This window comes from Dorea sp. D27, from assembly GCF_001185345.1.
Taxonomy (GTDB): Bacteria; Bacillota; Clostridia; order Lachnospirales; family Lachnospiraceae; genus Extibacter.
Window position 1 is genome coordinate 854601 of the sequence record NZ_KQ236744.1, and the last position, 17451, is coordinate 872051.

Here is a 17451-nt window from a genome sequence, read left to right on the forward strand (position 1 = left end):
ATCGGTTCTTTTATGTTAATAAGGAATAGTAAGATAGGAAGGGAAACAAGGATGATTCAGGGATTACAAAGCATTGCGTTTGAAAACTCGCCTTATATAGCCGGCAGCGCATCCGTTGTTGGAAAAAAAGAAGGAGAGGGACCGCTTGGAAGCATGTTCGACATGGTGGAAGAAAATGACCTTTTCGGTGAAGAGACGTGGGAAGCGGCGGAGAGTACCATGCAGAAAGAAGCATGCGTACTTGCCCTTGGCAAAGCACATATGGATGCACGGGACATAAGATACCTTTTCGGCGGAGATCTTCTCAGACAGGGGATAGCCACTTCCATGGGAGTAGAGGCACTGAGCATACCGATGTTCGGCCTTTACGGTGCCTGCTCTACTTCTGGTGAAGCTATCGCACTGGCATCCATGAGCGTAGCTGCGGGATATGGCGATCATATGCTGGCGGTTACATCCAGCCATTTTGGAAGTGCGGAAAAGGAATTCCGTTTTCCGCTCGGATATGCGAATCAGAGACCGCTCTCCGCACACTGGACTGTAACAGGCAGTGGAGCATTTGTGGTCGGAACGAAGCGCAGCCATGTACGTGTGACAGGCATCACCGTAGGCAAGATTGTAGATTACGGATTGAAAGATTCCCAGAACATGGGGGCATGCATGGCACCCGCCGCCTGTGACACAATACTGAGAAATCTGGAAGATTTCGGCCGTACGCCGGACGACTATAACCGTATCGTGACAGGAGACTTGGGATATGTAGGACAAAGTATCCTGTTCGACCTGATGAGGGGAAAAAATGTTGATATAAAGAAAAATCATATGGACTGCGGAATGACAATCTATGATCAGAAGACACAGGACACCCATGCCGGAGGGAGCGGCTGCGGGTGTGCGGCCGTTACACTTTCATCCTATATACTGCCCAAGCTGGAACGAGGAGAATGGAAACGGATACTCTTCGTGCCGACGGGCGCCCTCATGTCCACCGTCAGTTTCAACGAGGGAGAAAGCGTGCCGGGAATAGCGCATGGTATAGTACTGGAACACTGCTGAGAAGGGACACGGCAAATCCAAAAAGGGACAGGGAGAATTTAGTTTGGGACGGAGGTTTTTTAAAAATACTCCGTCCCCAATTTACAAGGAGGTAGGATATGGATTATGTTAATGCATTCTGGATTGGGGGACTGATTTGTGCTCTTGTGCAGATTCTGCTGGACAGGACGAAGCTTATGCCGGGCCGCATCATGGTTCTGCTCGTTTGCTCGGGCGCGGTGCTCGGGGCACTTCAGATATATGAGCCATTCCTTAAGTTTGCCGGCGCCGGTGCGAGCGTACCGCTGCTTGGATTCGGCAATGTACTGTGGAAGGGCGTTAAAGAGGCTGTAGACAGTCACGGATTCATCGGAATCTTCATGGGGGGATTCAAGGCCAGCGCAGTGGGAATTTCTGCGGCTCTCATCTTTGGATATCTGGCATCTTTGATATTTGAACCTAAAATGAAAAAATAAAAAATCTTGTTGTTTTCTCCTTATGATAATGGTATTGTAAAAATGATGGTTTTAAAGGATATGAGTACATTAGGAGGAAATCAATGGACTACGTAAATATTATAATTCCCTTTGTCGGCGGTCTCGGCATGTTTATCTATGGCATGCAGATTATGGCGCAGGGGCTGGAAAACGCAGCAGGTAATAAGATGAAGTCCCTGCTGGAAGTGCTGACGAAGAATAAGCTGATGGGGGTGCTGCTCGGCGCGGCGATTACGGCAGTAATCCAAAGCTCATCTGCCACTACAGTCATGGTCGTAGGCTTTGTAAATGCCGGCATCATGAACCTGACCCAGGCTATGGGAGTCATCATGGGGGCCAATGTCGGTACGACAGTGACCGGCTGGCTCGTCTCATCTGTAGAGTGGGCGCAGTTTCTAAGCCCTTCAAAGATTGCACCGATTGCAGTCATGCTCGGTGTTGTCATCATGCTTATAGGAAAGAGACGTTCCTCAAAGGAAATAGCAAGTATTATCGTAGGCTTCGGACTTCTGTTCATCGGTATTACGACGATGTCTTCCGCGGTCGCGCCGCTTCAGGATTCCGAAGGTTTCCGCAATATATTCGTGACATTGGGGGGCAGCCCGCTTCTGGGCATACTGGCTGGTGCACTGGTCACGGCAATCATCCAGAGTTCATCCGCATCTGTCGGTATTCTGCAGAGCCTTGCTGCAGCAGGCCTCGTACCGTTCAGTGCGGCAATCTATATCATCATGGGACAGAACATTGGAACGTGCGTGACCGCCATGCTTTCCAGTATGGGGGCCAAGAAAAATGCCAAGACGGCGGCGCTCATGCATCTCCTGTTTAACATCATCGGAACGGTCATATTCAGCCTGATTGCCATCCTGTACTTCGAGGTGCTGAATCCGCTTGCAGGAACCGGTGTCATCACTCAGACACAGATAAGTATGGTTCACACAGCTTTCAATATCGGTACCACCGTACTTCTGTTCCCTATGTCCAACTGGATAATCAGACTGGCAAAAAAGATTGGACGTGTGGAAGAGGCAGAGCAGGACAAGAGCAAGGTGCTGCTGGACGACCGTATTCTGGAGACTCCGGTTATGGCACTACAGTCAACGGTGAAGGAAGTAGCCCGTATGGGTCAGATTGTTGAGGATTCCCTCGAGGTTGCAAGAAATGTCTTGTTTACGAAGAGCCACGACGATATCCAGTTCCTGAAAGATGAAGAGTCCACGGTGGACAGGCTAAGTGCAGGCATAACGGCATATTCCATCAAGCTGAGTTCCCTGCAGATAAGCGAACGGGAACACCAGGATGTGGCACATCTGCTTCAGATGGTGTCGGATATAGAAAGAATCAGCGATTACTGTGAAAATATATCTGAGTTTGCGGAGACGTTGTATGAGAAAAAGGTGACATTCTCCGATGTGGGAAAAGAACAGCTGGAAGAGATGCTCGACGTGTGTATCGACAGCTATAAATATGCACTCAGAGCTTTCGTCGAAGGAAGCAGAGAGATGGCACTGAAGGTGATTGAAAAAGAGACAAAGGCAGATGACCTGGAGATTACGCTTCGCAGCAGACACATCAAGCGTCTGACCAACAATCAATGCAATACAGAAGCTGGTATTGTATTTCTGGATACGCTTGTCTGCCTGGAACGTATCTCAGACCATGCAAGGAATATTGCAGAAGAAGTATTGGAACAGATAGCATAACCGTGCAGGAGGCGGCAGCCTCATCAGGGAAGGCGCAGAAAGGCCGCGGGCGAGGTGCAGATGCTGCTGTAAGAAGAGCCGGAATCAGGCTATGATATGAGATGTTATATCCAGAACATCTCTGCCTGATTCCGGCTCTTCCTATTCCTATGCTGGCACAGCCAAGGTCTTTCAAACAGCAGGCAATGCCGCAAGACGCGTCCGGAGCCTGCCTTGCGAAACTCCCAGCTTACCGGGCATCAAAGATACGGATATCCCCGTCTTCACAGCTGACTTCTACCGTCTTTCCGGAATTGCCCGTCACACGGCACTGGCTGCCGTCATCACCGGAAATGACGTCATATTCCGGTATCTGTATGTTGCCATATTCTGTTACGAGGTCCAAAGAATAATCTTTGACGGCGGCGGACATACCGAGTTGTACATCACCGTATTCGTTTTCAATCTCCGCACTGCCGGTGATGAGACGTTCTACGGTAAAGTCACCATCGCTGAGCTCAGCATCGAGCGTATTGCTTTCCAACTCTTTCAGTGAGATATCGCCATATTCGTTCGTCAACTCAACCCGTTCCGATTTGATCTTCTGCCCCGTAAAATATCCGTCGTCAAGGGAGGCGGAGAGCGTAGTTCCCTCGAACGCTTTCAGGGTGACATCACCATACTCTGACTTGATATTCAAAGTGTCGGCTTTTAGGGACGGCAGCTTGATATCCCCATCTTCCGTCTGCAAATGAACGGTATTGAGCACGATGTTTTCCGGTATATAGAGCTTTACATAGTTATCCGTATAGTCTCCTGTCTGCGGTATCATGAAAGTAAAGTTGAAGAAACGTCTATATTCCGCCTCTCTTACCGTCAGATGCCCCTCCTTTACCGTGCACACCGGCTTTTTCGGGCCTACGAGGCAGTATTCGATTCGAAACGTATCTGACGGGATTATCTGAAGGTCTGCGTAATCCAGGTCTATGTCTATGCTGGTAAATTCCTGAAGCTTACTCTCACCGCGGATATAGCTTTTCTGATTAGCATCATCTGTTCCCGAGTGTAACCCGTCGCCGTCGAAGTAGAATCCCGGGCGGCCGCCCAGAAGCATTCCGAGTATCAGTATAACGATCCCTGCCCCGAAACAGATAAAAGATATGATCCATATTTTCTTCTTATTTTTCATGTCTGTTTCCCCCCTTGGCAATCCTTCCGAATAGTTTTGTCATAGTGTTCAAGAACCATCTGCAGAGCGCTATGCAGCCCATGATGACCCAGATTCCGATTCCGGCGCCGATAAGACCAGCTCCTATCGTCGCAACTCCGTTGGCGGGCGAGGTGAACAGGAACCAGATGCCGATTACTATGGCAGGTACCGAGGATGCCGCAAATGCCAGTGCGGTACAGAACACGGCAAATATGAGCGATACGATGACAAGGACAAAGGACAGTCCAAGCGCAGCTGCGGCGAACGCAAGCGGAAGGCCTATCGGCGCCGCAAATACAGCCAGGATGCCAACCCATACCGCAGAGAAGCTTCTCTTAACATTCTTAGTGGGCTTCTGTGCATTTTCTACCGCAAAGTCCCGGATAATCTGGTCGGCGGCAAGTGCCGGAGATCCTAAGTCCTCAATTGCCTGATTCTCATTTTCGGAACCGGCGTCTTCAAAATATTCTTCAAAATAGCTGATAGCACGGTCATAGTCTTCTTTCGGAAGCCGTCTGAGCCCATGCTCCAGGCTTTTCATATAATCTGCCCTATTCAATGTCCATACCTCCCTTTACAACCTGGTCTACTGCATCTTTGTACAGCGACCATTCCTTGCTGAGCATTTCAAAAGTCTGCTTTCCTTCATCAGTGATTCTGTAGTACTTCCGGTTCCTCCCCTGATATGGCTGATCGTATGCTGTCAGGTAATTCTGTTCCTGCAGCCTTCGCAGTACCGGATACAGCGTAGAATCTTTCGTGTTCGAAACCTGCTTGATTACCTGGCTTATCTGGTAACCGTAGGAATCTTCCCTGTCTACCACTGCGAGGACAAGAAGATCAAACATCGGTGTATTCATTGGGAAAATCATTTCCTCACCCTTTCTATATGTTTTTTGTAAGCATATTATATATTGTATAATATACAATGTCAAGGCATATATAATGAAAAAGCATATAATAAGCCATATTAAGAAATAATTCATAATTTCATATGGTAAGTCTTTCCTTTTATATAGTAAACTGTATGATAAGATAGGAGGGACGTATGGGAAAAGTAATTGAGGTAAGAGATTTGTACAAATTATACCGTGTCGGAGATGAAGTTGTACGTGCTCTCGACGGCCTTGATTTCAGCATCTATGAAGGGGAATTCTGTGCAATCGTCGGCACATCGGGCTCTGGAAAGTCTACATTGCTCAACATGCTGGCCGGACTTGAGAAGCCCACGAAGGGCAGCGTTGTCATCGGAGGCCGGCACATAGAGAAGCTGAATGAAGAACAGCTCGTAAAGTTCCGTCGTGAAAATGTCGGGTTTATATTTCAGTCATTTCATCTTCTCGGCACATTGAATGCGCTTGAGAACGTGGCGCTTCCGTTAAGCTTCCAGGGAATGCCGAAAGAAAAGAGGCTGAAGAAGGCAGATGAGATGCTTGATCTTGTGAATCTCAATAAGCATAAGAACCACAGGCCGAACCAGATGTCCGGCGGGCAGCAGCAGCGGGTCGGGGTTGCGAGGGCGCTAGTAGTGGATCCGAAGATTATATTTGCCGACGAGCCGACAGGGAACCTGGACTCGCATACATCGGAAGATGTCATGGGGCTGATGAAGCAGGTCGTGCGTGAACAGAAGAAGACGCTTGTGATGGTCACACATGACGCCCACCTGGCTACATACGCTGACCGGATATTCCACATAAGGGATGGCAGTATCATAAAGATAGAAGAGAACAGAGAAAAAGAAACTGTTGAGGGAGGATTATCATGATGAAGACAATGAAGAGATTACTGACTGTGCTGATCGTATCCGCCGTAACAGCGGCTGCCTTCATGCCGCTGCCGGCAAAAGCGGCGGACGGAGATATCACGTTATCGGTTCAGAAGGTGCTGACTTACCAGTACCAGAAGCCGCAGAAGTTCGCGGTGGAGGTGAAGAATAATACAACCAATGCTATCGGCAATATCGTCGTGTCACCGGACATGAAAGATGATGTGAGCCAGTGGCCGTTCAAGACGGAGTACCAGAAATACGAGGCGAAGATCGATACGCTGGCAGCGGGTGATACGAAGACGGTGGAATTTAACTTTACCGAGCGTGACGATGTGCCGAGTACCCGTTTTACGTTGCTTTTTAAGTATACTGCGGACGGAGGCATCACCGGAAGCCAGTCTTTCTATGTGCTCACGACGGCGAAGCCTGCAGATAAGAACGCGTCTGGACAGGACGATAACAACAAGCCGGCGAAGAAGCAGGAGGACAGTGGCTCCGGCGGCGCGGCCGCGATACCGTTAGCGGCAGATGCGGGCGGCTTCAGCAATGGAGATGCATCTTACAGCGGCGGAGGCGGTGAAGGAGGTTCCGGCGGCAGCGGATCTGTCCCTCGGGTCATCGTCACAGGATTTGACACGGATCCGGCGGAAGTGCGGGCAGGCAGCAACTTTACGCTGACCATCCACCTGAAGAATACATCGAAAGCCACCAGGGTAGGCAACATGCTTTTTGATCTGAACGCCCCGACGGAAGGTTCTGACGAGCAGACGACGGCACCGGCTTTCCTGCCGGCATCCGGATCCAGTTCCATTTATCTGGACGGTATCAAGGCAAACGGCACGGCAGACATATCCATTCAGCTGAATGCCAAGGCGGATCTGCTGCAGAAGCCGTACAGTATCGATTTGAGCATGAAATATGAAGATGCGGATGCGGCCCAGATTGAAGGGGCCTCCAGCATATCTATACCAGTAAAGCAGGATGCCAGATTTGAATTCAGTGAATTTGAGATAAGCCCTGAGGCCATCACAGTTGGGGAAGAGGCAAATGTAATGTGCAGCCTGTACAATCTCGGACGTATCAAACTGTACAATGTGAAAGCTGCATTTGAAGGCAAATGTGTCAAGAAGGCCGAGACGTTTATAGGAAATGTGGAATCGGGCGCGACGGCATCTATCGACGCCACGCTGGAAGGGACGGAAGAAAGCACGGGCAGCGAAAAAGTGACGATGACGCTGAGCTATGAAGACGAGGCAGGCAAAGTCTCATCCATGACAAAGGAGTTTCAGCTTGAGGTCGGGCCGGAAGGGATGGATGATATGCCTGCGGCAGAGATGGAAGAGATGGAGCAGGGCGGCTTCCCTGTCATCCCTGTAATCGTCGTTGCCGTCATCATCGCAGCAGCCGCAGCGGCAATTATCATCATAAAGAAAAAGAAGAAAAAGCAGATGGCAGATGAAGAGGAGGGATTGCTGAATGAATTGGATGGATCTGCTGAGGATGAGCGGGAGTAACCTCAAAAGAAGAAAACTCAGGACATTTCTGACGGTTCTGGGAGTCGTCATCGGTACAGCATCCATCGTAGTAATGATTTCTCTTGGACTGGGAATGCAGCAGTCACTCTATAAGGAAGTAGAACAGTCTGGCGGGCTCACGACCATAACGGTAACGGGAAAAGAGGCGGGAGAATCTATGATGGGGTATTCCGGACAGGATAACTCCGAAGAATCTACCCAATATGTGACAGATGAGACGATAAAGCAGCTGTCGGAATTGGAGCATGTCAAAACTGCGGCCCCGGCTTACGATATGTCGGCAATCATGCTGAAAGGCAAATACGAGGCTTATGTACAGCTGACGGGGCTGACACCCGATGGGCTTAAGGCAAAGAACATAGAATTAGGAGAAGGGAATTTTCCGAAGCAGGGAGGAAGCCAGCTGGACATATTGTACGGCAATGCAGTCATAACGAATTTCACAGAGAGAAATTCCCAGAAAAGCTATTGGGAAACCGGAGAGCTTCCGGACATCAATCTGATGAAAGATTCCATTTTTCTGATTCTAGATCAGGAAGGCTATTATAACAGCCAGGAGCAGTCCTTTGGAAATACGGGCGACAATGGGGACGCATCTGAAAATGCAGGGAAAAGCCAGCCGTCACAGCCGGTCAAGAAGCATGCGGTGACAGCCAGCGGCATCGTTGCCGGCGGGCCGGACGACTACAATGCGAACGCCTACAGCGCCTACTGCGATCTGGAGACGCTGAAGAAGGTCCTGAAGAAAGATTTTGCCGGCAGGGCTGTTCCCGGCCAGCCTACGACCAAATCGGGCAAGCCGTATAAAGAGTTCTGCTATACATCGGCGCAGGTGAAAGTAGATGATATAGACAAAGTGGAAGAAGTGTCATCCATCATTCGTGAGATGGGCTATAATACGCAGACGAACGCAGAGTATCTGGAAAGCATGAAAAGCCAGTTCGCCATCGTACAGGCGGTGCTTGGAGGAATCGGTGCGGTGTCCCTTCTCGTTGCGGCGATAGGAATCGCCAATACGATGATGATGTCCATCTATGAGCGCACGAAGGAGATAGGAGTCATTAAGGTCCTTGGATGCAGCCTGAAGAATATCAAGCAGATGTTCCTGATGGAAGCGGCATTCATCGGACTGATTGGCGGAGTTGCAGGAAATATACTTAGCTTTCTCATGTCGGGAATCATCAATGTCCTGACCGGGAACGGGGCGGCGATGGGAATCGACGGGAACATATCGTTCATCCCGTGGTGGCTCGTCCTGCTGTCTATGGGATTTGCGGTATTCGTCGGCGTGGCGGCCGGATATTTTCCTTCATTGAGAGCCATGCGGCTCAGTCCGCTGGCAGCGATACGCAACGAGTAGAAAGAGATGTGATGCAGGCTGAGGGGGCTGGTGATAATAGTTGTCACCAGCCCCCTGCTTCTATTCCTCAATCACATGAATCTCCAGATAGTCAAAGTCTATGGAATCTACAAAGTTGTCCTGATAGAACCTGGCTTTGTCATGCCGTTTGAATTCTTGGACCGTTGCGTCGAGCCATATTGGCTTGCTCAGGTCAAATTCATAGCAGATTGCATCCAGAGCGTTGAATATCTTATGCGTGCGGCTCTCGTCACTGTCATCGTAGATGACCGTGTCCCGGAGCATCTTATTATCTTTAAATTCTTTTCCCCATAATCGGAACATGGCGTGGCCCTCCTTTGTGTCATATATCTGTACCGTACCGGTAAAGTTGAGTATATCACCAGATTAGGGAGATGTAAATGCCCGCTGTCACGAAAAAAAGATGCAGCCGATGTAGCTGCATCTTGAGGAAAGGGAATGAAAAAACAATCTATACTTATTGAACTTAATGTCTTTAGGCGAAGCTGGCGGAAATACAAGTAGTATCTGCTCTGCACTAACGTCAGCTTCATTTGATGATTTAAGTATATAAGATAATTGTGTCTAACATGTGACGGCTGTCTAAAGAAAAGATGAAGATATGATAATAAACTTATAAAGTATATAAACCAATTGTGAATATAAAAAAATCTGCACCCGGACTTGCATTTTATGGCGGTTTGGTGTATGAAATATACATACCCCTGACAGCACGGGGAAGTTCAGATGACAGTGAAAGGATCAGATGTATGGACGGAGATAAAAGAAGAGAAGCGATACTGGAGCTGCTTAAGACGGAGGAGGAACCTCTTTCTGGAACAGCTCTTGCAAGGCAGATGGGTGTGAGCAGACAGATAATCGTACAGGACATTGCTCTGCTGCGCGCCACGAATAAGAATATCCTGTCAACGAATAAGGGATACATCCTGTATGGCAGGGATAATAGTGCAGGCACATACAAGCGGGTGGTAATGGTCAAGCATGATAACAGAAAGATGGCAGAAGAGCTGTACTGCATAGTAGATGCAGGGGCCAAAGTCCTGGATGTGATCGTAGAGCACGAAGTATATGGACAGATTGCTGTGGATTTATGTATCAACAGCAGAAAAGATGTCGATGAATTCATGGAGAGGATTCTTTCAGATACAGCCAGGCCATTAAAAGAGCTGACCGGTAATATCCATTATCATACGATAGAGGCGTTGGACATGGAGATCTTGGACGAGGCTGAAAAAAGGCTGAGAAAAGCCGGAGTGCTGGTTGACTGATGTCTGCCCGTTGCTCCGGCTTCTGCCGTTTTTAATGTTTATTCTACTCTTCTACCCAGCAGGCATCTGCGGGCACTTCTTTCACGAAGAGCCTTCCGATGTTTTCCGGATTCTTTGCCTGGTGGTACTTGAATATCATATGGCTGTCATCTAATCTGCCGAGGATTTCTACCTTGCCATCCGGATTAGACAAGGCATACCGGAAGCACTTTCCATTGCCGTTCTGCATCCTCTTCACCTGTTCTACGATATCGTATCCTGCCTGAATCGGCACCTGGAACTGGTTCTTTACACCTGTTACCGGCCGGCACTGGAATACGTAATACGGTATGATACCCACCTTCGTAAACTGTTTCATCAGGCCTGCAAGTACATCCGGATTGTCATTGATGCCTTTCAGAAGCACGGTCTGGTTCTTGACAATCAGGCCAAGGCTCTGCAGGCATTTGACTGCTTTTACGGACTCCGCTGTAAGCTCAGACGGATGGTTGAACTGTGTCATGATATAAATCTGCTTCCTTGAGCTGTATTTCCGGAATATGTCCTGAAGCTCCCCATCTTCTGTAATCCTCTCAGGAAAGACGACAGGTATCTTCGTTCCGAAACGTATGTAGTCTATATGGCTCATGGAGCATAATGCGGACAGATACCGTTCAATTACAGCGTTGTCAAGAAGAAATGAATCGCCTCCCGAGATGAGTACATTGCTTATCTCCGTGTGCGCTTCAATATAAGATTTTACCTGATCAAAGTCTTCCACGACCTCTCCCGTATGGCTTCCGACCATCCGTTTGCGGAAGCAGTACCGGCAGTACATGGCACACCTGTTTGTGGAAAGCAGCAGTACGGTCTGCGGATACTTGTGCTGCAGCCCCTTTAACTTCGTGTTGGACGATTCTCCGCTCGTATCAAAGGTACCGGATATATCCATTTCTGAAAATGAGGGGATACTCATCTTGCGGATGCAGTCGCTTTCATCACCCGGATCAATTAACGACAAATAATATCTGGGGACGGACATAGGGTATTTCTCCAGAATGCTGCGCGCATTATCGTCGCTCGTGTCAATACCGGGAATGCATGCGGCCAATTCATCCAGCGTCGTTATGTTCTGTCTTAATTCATCCTGCCAATTCATATAGTCTGTGCACCTCCATTCCCTGTCGGTATTTCAGCTGCCGGCTGATACATGTATCATGCTGCGGCAGCTGGAAATAACAACATATAATTTAGTATATCATGAAGAACGGGAAGAAAAAAAGGAAATAATTATTAACTATTATTAAATTTGCCAAGCACTAATTGATGCTTTGAACACTGAAACAATACTTGATTTCAATACGGTAATGTGATAGACTTTCCAAGTGACAAGACAGTTGTAATTACAATGGGCGGAATGGGAGATTACATATGGAAAAATTAAAAAAAGTACTGGACCGGGTATTTATTGACGGCTTGAGCGCCATGGCCCAGGGTCTGTTCGCGACACTGATCATCGGTACGATTATTCAGCAGATTGGCACGCTCATCGGTGGTCCTGCAGGGGACATGATATATGCCCTCGGCAAGGTGGCGGCATCATTGACCGGCGCGGGAATCGGCGCCGCGGTAGCGTATCGTTTCAAGGAAGGCCCGCTCGTGGTCGTATCTGCGGCAACTGCCGGCATGGTCGGAGCATTTGCGAGCAAGCTCCTGGCCGGCGCGGTGCTGGTTGACGGTGCTATGGTGTATGCAGGTCCGGGTGAGCCGCTCGGGGCATTTATAGCCGCTTATGTAGGAATCATATTTGGACATCTCGTGTCCGGCAAGACGAAGGTAGATATATTGGTCACTCCTATCGTTGCGATAGGTACGGGATCGGCTGTCGGCCTTGTACTCGGCCCTCCCATATCGGGCTTCATGGCATGGCTCGGTTCCCTGATCAACTGGGGGACAGAACAGCAGCCGTTTCTGATGGGAATCGTGGTATCGGTGCTGATGGGCATGATACTTACGCTGCCAATCAGTTCTGCAGCCCTTGGAATCATACTGAATCTGTCGGGACTCGCCGCAGGGGCGGCCACAGTAGGCTGCTGCTGCAATATGGTTGGCTTCGCTGTCGCCAGCTACCGGGAAAATAAAATCGGCGGCCTGCTTGCACAGGGAATCGGGACATCCATGCTCCAGGTGCCAAACATCGTGCGAAGGCCGGTCATCTGGCTTCCGGCAATCGTGTCCAGCGCAATACTCGGACCGGTTGGAACTATGGTGCTGCATATGACAAGCAATGCGACTGGTTCTGGTATGGGAACCGCAGGGCTTGTAGGACAGATAATGACATGGCAGACGATGATTCAGACAGAAGCGGCGTCTGTTGTCATGATTAAGATTCTGGTAATCCAGATTATTCTTCCGGCGGCAGTCACGCTGGCCGTCTCTGAGTTCATGCGGAAAAAGCAGTGGATCAGGTTTGGAGATATGAAGCTGGAGCTATAGAAGAAAAATACGGCCCCGAGCCATTTGTATTTGGTTCGCGGCCGTATTTTTCGGTATATTCCGGCAGCCGCTGACGTGTCTGCAGGTAGTCAGGTAAATAGATCGAAACCGTGCTATACATTTACCCGAACGGATATTATAATAGAAGTATCAGCTATAATACAAACATGAAGAAGAGCGAGGGGGACTTATGACAGGTACGGGGAGAATACACATTTACTATGGAAACGGCAAGGGAAAGACGACGGCGGCGATGGGGCTGGCCGTGCGTGCAGCCGGATGCGGACTTAAGGTGCTTGTGTTTCAGTTCCTGAAAGATAATTCTTCCAGCGAAAGGAATATATTGGAACGGATAGAGAATATCACGTGCCTGCCGGGAAGAGAGCATGTGAAGTTCGTCAGCCGAATGAACGGAGATGAGAAGGCCGAGCTGCGCCATTACAATACAAAAGCGCTGGATGAGATTGTGAAGTTCTGCAGCCCTTTTGATATGCTCGTGCTGGATGAGATTCTGTGCGCGGTGCAGCTTGGCGTACTGAGTGAAGAAAAGCTGATACGCTTTCTGGAACATAAGCCGAGGGGGCTTGAGGTTGTCATGACAGGACATGAAATATCGGAACGTATGCTCGGGCTGGGGGATTACGTGACGGAGATGCGTAAGATCCGACATCCATATGACGAGGGGAAGACGGCCCGGGAGGGCATTGAATATTAGCCAGTCTCGTGCTGACTTTCTTAAATAACTGTGAAGTTTATGACAATATAAAAAGATTATGATATAATAACGGTGTACGAAAATAACTCTTCGCAAGTGAGAGGAGAGGAGTAGCATGACGGCAGCGATTAAAAACTACGAGGATGTTGACAGTTGGAAGACAATTATGTTTTTGTACACTTCAGCGTTAAAAGAAGTCGGTACTAAGCTGGAGATTCTAAATGATGAATTTCAGCATGTGCATCAATATAACCCAATTGAACATATCAAGACGAGAGTGAAGACACCGGAGAGTATAGTCAAGAAGTTAAGAAGATATGGATATGAGACGTCCATTGAAAATATGGTAAAGTATGTGAATGACATTGCAGGAGTCAGGCTGATTTGTTCCTTTACATCTGACATATACAGACTGGCGGAGATGATTGGGAACCAGAGTGACCTTAAGGTACTATCTATCAAGGATTACATCAAGAATCCGAAGGAGAGCGGGTACAAAAGCTATCATATGCTCGTATCGGTTCCAATCTTTTTGTCAGACAGTGTCGTAGATACGAAAGTAGAGATACAGATACGGACGATTGCCATGGATTTCTGGGCGAGTCTGGAACATAAGATATATTATAAATTTGAAGGGAACGCGCCTGATTACATCAGCAGGGAACTGCGGGAATGTGCGGAGATGGTAACAACTCTCGATGAGAAGATGCTGTCTCTGAACGAAGCGATACAGGCGTGTCTGGAAGAACAAGAAGAGTTTAATAAACGTACAAAGAATGATACCGGAAACAGCAGGAATAATGACCGTATCATACAGGCCTGAGCAATAGCTCAGGCTTTTTTTGTTATATTTTAGATTATTGTTGTAAATCGCTAAAGCAAGTGCTAGAATGGGTCTTGATCATTTGAGAATTTACAGTCATTTGCAGGAGGTCATGCCATGAGCGGTTTTAAGGAGAACAAGAGGGAATTACTGATACAGGCGGTCTATGCTGTCATGGGAAGCTTGCTATTCGCATTAGGCGTGAATCTGATTATCGTTCCGCTCGGCCTGTACAACGGGGGATTTATGGGTGTCGCCCAGCTGCTGCGTACATTTTTTGTAGAGGTCTGCCGGATTCCAATACCTACAGGAATAGATATGTCAGGTATCATCTACTTTATCATCAATATACCGCTGTTCTATATGGGCCTTCGCATACTGGGCAAGGAATTTGCCGTAAAGACCCTGATTACAGTTACCATACAGAGTATATTTCTTGTCGTCGTGCCAATACCGGCGGCTCCCATCATTGAAGATTTCCTGACGTCATGTATCATCGGCGGGCTGATAGCGGGAACAGGAACGGGGCTTGTACTACGCGGAAGAAGCTCCGGCGGGGGACAGGATATCATCGGCCTCTGCTGTGCCAAGAAATATCCTAATTTCAGCGTGGGCAGAATTAATATCATGATGAATATACTCGTCTATGTAATCTGTCTGTTCATGTTCAATATTGAAATCGTAATCTACTCACTGATATATACGACAGTACTTGCAATGGCGCTTGACCGGGTACATATACAGAATATCAACACGAGCGTCATGATATTTACGAAGAAGCTTGGCATATCCAAGGCGATTATAGAACAGACCGGGCGCGGCGTGACGAACTGGGACGGAGAAGGCGCATACACAAACAAGACATCCTACATCCTTTTCGTGATGATATCAAAGTATGAAGTCGGTCAGATAAAAAGAATCGTACATAGCATAGACCCTGATGCATTTATGATATTTACCGAAGGATGTGCGGTAGAAGGGAATTTTGAAAAGCGGCTGTAAAAAGGGACACGTTGAAAGCTTGTTGGGGACGGGGTTTTTTTGAAAAAACCCCGTCCCCAACAAAAATGAAAGGAGATAGGTTATGGAGAAGATTACTTATCGTAGAGCGAAGGAAAGTGATGCAGAGAAGATTGTGGCCTTCTACAATTATGTAGGGGGAGAGACGAGCTACCTGAGTTTTGAGAAGGATGAGTATCCGATGGGGGCAGAAGCCCAGGCAGAGTCTATTAGAGATCTGGAAGGGAATGAGACGAATATCATGCTTATAGCCATGGACGGGGAAGAGATTGCGGGGATTGCCACAATCAGTTCATCTCATAAGATTAAGGCTCGTCATGATGGAGAGCTTGGAATCGTCGTTGCGAAAAGATATCAAGGACAGGGGATTGGGACAGAACTGATACGCCAGCTTATCGAATGGGCAAAAGGAAACGGCATGACGAGAAGAATCAGTCTGGATACGCGTGCGGACAACGTCAAGGCTGTAGAATTATATATGAAGTTCGGATTTATCGTGGAAGGGTGCCGGCGCAACGCTACTTTGCTGGATGGAAAATACTATGATTTATATGTGATGGGAATGATGTTATAAAACAGACACGTGCGGCAGACTTGATGCTCAAGTCTGCCGCATGTGCCGCTGAACCTACATTGCGAGCCCGCATTCCAAAGCCAGCGCCATATATTTGTCACATTTGCCAAGACCGTAGTCCGTCAGGTCCCGCGGCTGCCATTCCTCACCGGACAGGCTGTCTGCCCCGTAGAGAAACTGGACAAAGCGCACATCTCTGAACTTGGCTGCGGCGAGCAGTGCGGAATATTCCATATCTGTCCCTACACAGCCAAGCTCCCTGTAACTGCGGATGGCATCTGTCGTCTCCCGGTATATGGCGTCTGTCGTCCATATTTTCCCGCAGACATGCGGATAACCGCACTTTTCCATACAGCATTTCAGAAGTTCCGTGTCACAGGGGGCGGGGGAGACTTCCGTGTCCGGCGCAAGATAATGGTAGCTCGTTCCTTCTTCTCTTATCGCGGCCGTCGGTATGATGAGGCGGCCATTCACCTTGTCGTCATCGAGCACGCCGCAGCACCCGAAGTAGACAAACTTACGTCCCCCGAGCGCTATCATTTCTTCAAGGCAGCAGACAGCGGCAGGTGCACCGACGAGAGAAAGGAAGAAGGCAAATTCCCTGTCTCCATATGTAATCTTATATATGGGATTCGTTCCGTTGGCAGTGTACATATCGGCGATTTTTTTTACATTATCCAAAGCCGCGATTCTGTCTATAATCTGTCTGGAGAAGGTAGATATGCATATCTCCGGGAAACCTTCGGCGGGGCTGACAGAATCTGCAGGATTGATAAATGCAGGGGAAGATGTTCTGCTTTCATAAAATACTGTTTTCATATAAACTCACTCACTTTCCGGCAATAATAATTGCCTGATCTGACCAGTTATTCTTCGTGGTATTTCTCTGCCGATAGGCATCAGCCTGCTGTACATCCTTACGCCCTGGTAGGAGAAGACGATCAGGTCAAATACGGCCGCGGGCTCCACGCTTTTGAATTCCCTCGTACGCATTCCATATTCTATGAGTTCCGTCCACATTTTCTTAGATTGCACATACTGCTGCAGGATAGAATCATCTCCCCCCGATACGTCTCGGCTGCTGAAGTATTCATATATAGCGATGCTCAAAGAATTGCTGCTGTCGATCATTTCCCTTTCATATCGGTCCAAAACGTCCTCAAGTATCTCAGAGGCACGTGCATTATCACGAATCTTTTCTGAAAATTCCTCCTCCTGGTCCCCCAGCATCGCAGATATAATTGTATAAAATATCTGGGCTGTGTTTTCATAATGACGATAAAGCCCTCCGCGGCTAAGTCCTGTCCTCCCGCATATATCCTGCATCGTAACTTCCTTGAACCCCTTTTCGGCAAACAGCTTATACGCCTCAGAGCAGATCAGCTCCTTCGTCTTGTCTCCCTTTGCGCTCATTCTTGCTCATCTCCTTTGCGACACAAGTGTCTCTTTTGCTATATTATGCGAC

19 protein-coding genes are annotated in these 17451 nt (G+C 48.3%); 12 read left to right on the forward strand and 7 right to left on the reverse strand.

The features are described from left to right. Positions 1–51: 51 nt before the first annotated feature. From HMPREF0980_RS10580 to HMPREF0980_RS10590, 3 genes are all read left to right on the forward strand, one after another. Entirely contained in the window at positions 52–1056 is a 1005-nt protein-coding gene (locus tag HMPREF0980_RS10580; RefSeq protein WP_049729017.1) for a stage V sporulation protein AD, read from the forward strand. A 98-nt stretch (positions 1057–1154) separates the two neighbouring features. After that, complete coding sequence (spoVAE, locus tag HMPREF0980_RS10585; RefSeq protein ID WP_006442835.1) at positions 1155–1511, forward strand: stage V sporulation protein AE; 357 nt, start codon at positions 1155–1157, stop codon at positions 1509–1511. A gap of 83 nt (positions 1512–1594) precedes the next feature. Continuing rightward, positions 1595–3235, forward strand: a complete 1641-nt coding sequence (locus HMPREF0980_RS10590) for a Na/Pi cotransporter family protein (RefSeq protein WP_049729018.1) — start codon at positions 1595–1597, stop codon at positions 3233–3235. A gap of 229 nt (positions 3236–3464) precedes the next feature. Here the strand turns inward: HMPREF0980_RS10590 and HMPREF0980_RS10595 are convergent, their stop codons facing one another. From HMPREF0980_RS10595 to HMPREF0980_RS10605, 3 genes are read right to left on the reverse strand one after another with little or no spacing between them, the layout of a single operon-like run. After that, positions 3465–4403, reverse strand: a complete 939-nt coding sequence (locus HMPREF0980_RS10595) for a DUF4097 family beta strand repeat-containing protein (RefSeq protein ID WP_049729019.1) — start codon at positions 4401–4403, stop codon at positions 3465–3467. Beyond that, positions 4393–4983, reverse strand: a complete 591-nt coding sequence (locus HMPREF0980_RS10600) for a DUF1700 domain-containing protein (RefSeq protein ID WP_242847379.1) — start codon at positions 4981–4983, stop codon at positions 4393–4395. Before HMPREF0980_RS10600 ends, HMPREF0980_RS10595 begins: the two co-directional genes overlap by 11 nt. Further along, positions 4976–5296: a PadR family transcriptional regulator gene (locus HMPREF0980_RS10605; RefSeq protein ID WP_049729194.1), complete on the reverse strand. Its 321-nt coding sequence runs from the start codon at positions 5294–5296 to the stop codon at positions 4976–4978. The genes HMPREF0980_RS10600 and HMPREF0980_RS10605 overlap by 8 nt, the downstream gene beginning before the upstream one ends. A gap of 176 nt (positions 5297–5472) precedes the next feature. Between HMPREF0980_RS10605 and HMPREF0980_RS10610 the strand changes: the two genes are divergently transcribed. From HMPREF0980_RS10610 to HMPREF0980_RS10620, 3 genes are read left to right on the forward strand one after another with little or no spacing between them, the layout of a single operon-like run. Next, complete coding sequence (locus HMPREF0980_RS10610) at positions 5473–6192, forward strand: ABC transporter ATP-binding protein (RefSeq protein ID WP_049729020.1); 720 nt, start codon at positions 5473–5475, stop codon at positions 6190–6192. Beyond that, the gene (locus tag HMPREF0980_RS10615; protein ID WP_049729195.1) at positions 6192–7709 is read left to right on the forward strand and encodes a COG1361 S-layer family protein; all 1518 of its coding nucleotides are present in this window, start codon (positions 6192–6194) and stop codon (positions 7707–7709) included. The genes HMPREF0980_RS10610 and HMPREF0980_RS10615 overlap by 1 nt, the downstream gene beginning before the upstream one ends. Next, positions 7672–9090, forward strand: coding sequence for an ABC transporter permease (locus HMPREF0980_RS10620; protein ID WP_049729021.1), 1419 nt, complete (start codon positions 7672–7674; stop codon positions 9088–9090). Before HMPREF0980_RS10615 ends, HMPREF0980_RS10620 begins: the two co-directional genes overlap by 38 nt. Positions 9091–9150: 60 nt before the next feature. Here the strand turns inward: HMPREF0980_RS10620 and HMPREF0980_RS10625 are convergent, their stop codons facing one another. After that, positions 9151–9414: a hypothetical protein gene (locus HMPREF0980_RS10625; protein WP_049729022.1), complete on the reverse strand. Its 264-nt coding sequence runs from the start codon at positions 9412–9414 to the stop codon at positions 9151–9153. A gap of 446 nt (positions 9415–9860) precedes the next feature. Here HMPREF0980_RS10625 and HMPREF0980_RS10630 point away from each other — a divergent pair, with 446 nt between their 5' ends. Continuing rightward, positions 9861–10379, forward strand: a complete 519-nt coding sequence (locus HMPREF0980_RS10630; RefSeq protein WP_049729196.1) for a transcription repressor NadR — start codon at positions 9861–9863, stop codon at positions 10377–10379. 43 nt (positions 10380–10422) lie between these two features. On the opposite strand, the gene HMPREF0980_RS10635 is transcribed toward HMPREF0980_RS10630, so the two are convergent. After that, positions 10423–11517: a KamA family radical SAM protein gene (locus HMPREF0980_RS10635; protein ID WP_049729023.1), complete on the reverse strand. Its 1095-nt coding sequence runs from the start codon at positions 11515–11517 to the stop codon at positions 10423–10425. Between the two features lie 272 nt (positions 11518–11789). Here HMPREF0980_RS10635 and HMPREF0980_RS10640 point away from each other — a divergent pair, with 272 nt between their 5' ends. The 5 genes from HMPREF0980_RS10640 (at position 11790) to HMPREF0980_RS10660 (ending at position 15986) form a co-directional block, all read left to right on the forward strand. Then, complete coding sequence (locus tag HMPREF0980_RS10640) at positions 11790–12854, forward strand: PTS sugar transporter subunit IIC (RefSeq protein ID WP_049729024.1); 1065 nt, start codon at positions 11790–11792, stop codon at positions 12852–12854. Positions 12855–13044: 190 nt separating this feature from the next. Continuing rightward, complete coding sequence (locus HMPREF0980_RS10645) at positions 13045–13569, forward strand: cob(I)yrinic acid a,c-diamide adenosyltransferase (protein WP_049729025.1); 525 nt, start codon at positions 13045–13047, stop codon at positions 13567–13569. 115 nt (positions 13570–13684) lie between these two features. Further along, positions 13685–14392, forward strand: a complete 708-nt coding sequence (locus HMPREF0980_RS10650) for a GTP pyrophosphokinase (protein WP_049729026.1) — start codon at positions 13685–13687, stop codon at positions 14390–14392. Between the two features lie 117 nt (positions 14393–14509). After that, positions 14510–15394 carry a YitT family protein gene (locus tag HMPREF0980_RS10655; RefSeq protein WP_049729027.1) on the forward strand — a complete coding sequence of 295 codons (885 nt, stop codon included), beginning with the start codon at positions 14510–14512 and terminating at the stop codon, positions 15392–15394. An 82-nt stretch (positions 15395–15476) separates the two neighbouring features. Next, positions 15477–15986, forward strand: a complete 510-nt coding sequence (locus HMPREF0980_RS10660; protein WP_049729028.1) for a GNAT family N-acetyltransferase — start codon at positions 15477–15479, stop codon at positions 15984–15986. 54 nt (positions 15987–16040) lie between these two features. Here the strand turns inward: HMPREF0980_RS10660 and HMPREF0980_RS10665 are convergent, their stop codons facing one another. Together HMPREF0980_RS10665 and HMPREF0980_RS10670 are read right to left on the reverse strand one after the other, a co-directional pair. Beyond that, positions 16041–16805, reverse strand: a complete 765-nt coding sequence (locus tag HMPREF0980_RS10665) for a nucleoside phosphorylase (protein WP_049729029.1) — start codon at positions 16803–16805, stop codon at positions 16041–16043. Positions 16806–16811: 6 nt separating this feature from the next. Next, positions 16812–17399 carry a TetR/AcrR family transcriptional regulator gene (locus HMPREF0980_RS10670; RefSeq protein WP_049729030.1) on the reverse strand — a complete coding sequence of 196 codons (588 nt, stop codon included), beginning with the start codon at positions 17397–17399 and terminating at the stop codon, positions 16812–16814. Positions 17400–17451 lie beyond the last annotated feature (52 nt).

Excerpts from the sequence above, each read along its gene's own strand:
- HMPREF0980_RS10580 (WP_049729017.1), top strand. The coding sequence starts at position 52 with ATGATTCAGGGATTACAAAGCATTGCGTTTGAAAACTCGCCTTATATA.
- HMPREF0980_RS10630 (WP_049729196.1), top strand. The coding sequence starts at position 9,861 with ATGGACGGAGATAAAAGAAGAGAAGCGATACTGGAGCTGCTTAAGACG.
- HMPREF0980_RS10650 (WP_049729026.1), top strand. The coding sequence starts at position 13,685 with ATGACGGCAGCGATTAAAAACTACGAGGATGTTGACAGTTGGAAGACA.
- HMPREF0980_RS10665 (WP_049729029.1), bottom strand. The coding sequence starts at position 16,805 with ATGAAAACAGTATTTTATGAAAGCAGAACATCTTCCCCTGCATTTATC.
- HMPREF0980_RS10595 (WP_049729019.1), bottom strand. The coding sequence starts at position 4,403 with ATGAAAAATAAGAAGAAAATATGGATCATATCTTTTATCTGTTTCGGG.
- HMPREF0980_RS10660 (WP_049729028.1), top strand. The coding sequence starts at position 15,477 with ATGGAGAAGATTACTTATCGTAGAGCGAAGGAAAGTGATGCAGAGAAG.
- HMPREF0980_RS10625 (WP_049729022.1), bottom strand. The coding sequence starts at position 9,414 with ATGTTCCGATTATGGGGAAAAGAATTTAAAGATAATAAGATGCTCCGG.
- HMPREF0980_RS10590 (WP_049729018.1), top strand. The coding sequence starts at position 1,595 with ATGGACTACGTAAATATTATAATTCCCTTTGTCGGCGGTCTCGGCATG.
- HMPREF0980_RS10640 (WP_049729024.1), top strand. The coding sequence starts at position 11,790 with ATGGAAAAATTAAAAAAAGTACTGGACCGGGTATTTATTGACGGCTTG.
- HMPREF0980_RS10635 (WP_049729023.1), bottom strand. The coding sequence starts at position 11,517 with ATGAATTGGCAGGATGAATTAAGACAGAACATAACGACGCTGGATGAA.
- HMPREF0980_RS10610 (WP_049729020.1), top strand. The coding sequence starts at position 5,473 with ATGGGAAAAGTAATTGAGGTAAGAGATTTGTACAAATTATACCGTGTC.
- HMPREF0980_RS10620 (WP_049729021.1), top strand. The coding sequence starts at position 7,672 with ATGAATTGGATGGATCTGCTGAGGATGAGCGGGAGTAACCTCAAAAGA.
- HMPREF0980_RS10645 (WP_049729025.1), top strand. The coding sequence starts at position 13,045 with ATGACAGGTACGGGGAGAATACACATTTACTATGGAAACGGCAAGGGA.
- spoVAE (WP_006442835.1), top strand. The coding sequence starts at position 1,155 with ATGGATTATGTTAATGCATTCTGGATTGGGGGACTGATTTGTGCTCTT.
- HMPREF0980_RS10605 (WP_049729194.1), bottom strand. The coding sequence starts at position 5,296 with ATGATTTTCCCAATGAATACACCGATGTTTGATCTTCTTGTCCTCGCA.
- HMPREF0980_RS10655 (WP_049729027.1), top strand. The coding sequence starts at position 14,510 with ATGAGCGGTTTTAAGGAGAACAAGAGGGAATTACTGATACAGGCGGTC.
- HMPREF0980_RS10615 (WP_049729195.1), top strand. The coding sequence starts at position 6,192 with ATGAAGACAATGAAGAGATTACTGACTGTGCTGATCGTATCCGCCGTA.
- HMPREF0980_RS10670 (WP_049729030.1), bottom strand. The coding sequence starts at position 17,399 with ATGAGCGCAAAGGGAGACAAGACGAAGGAGCTGATCTGCTCTGAGGCG.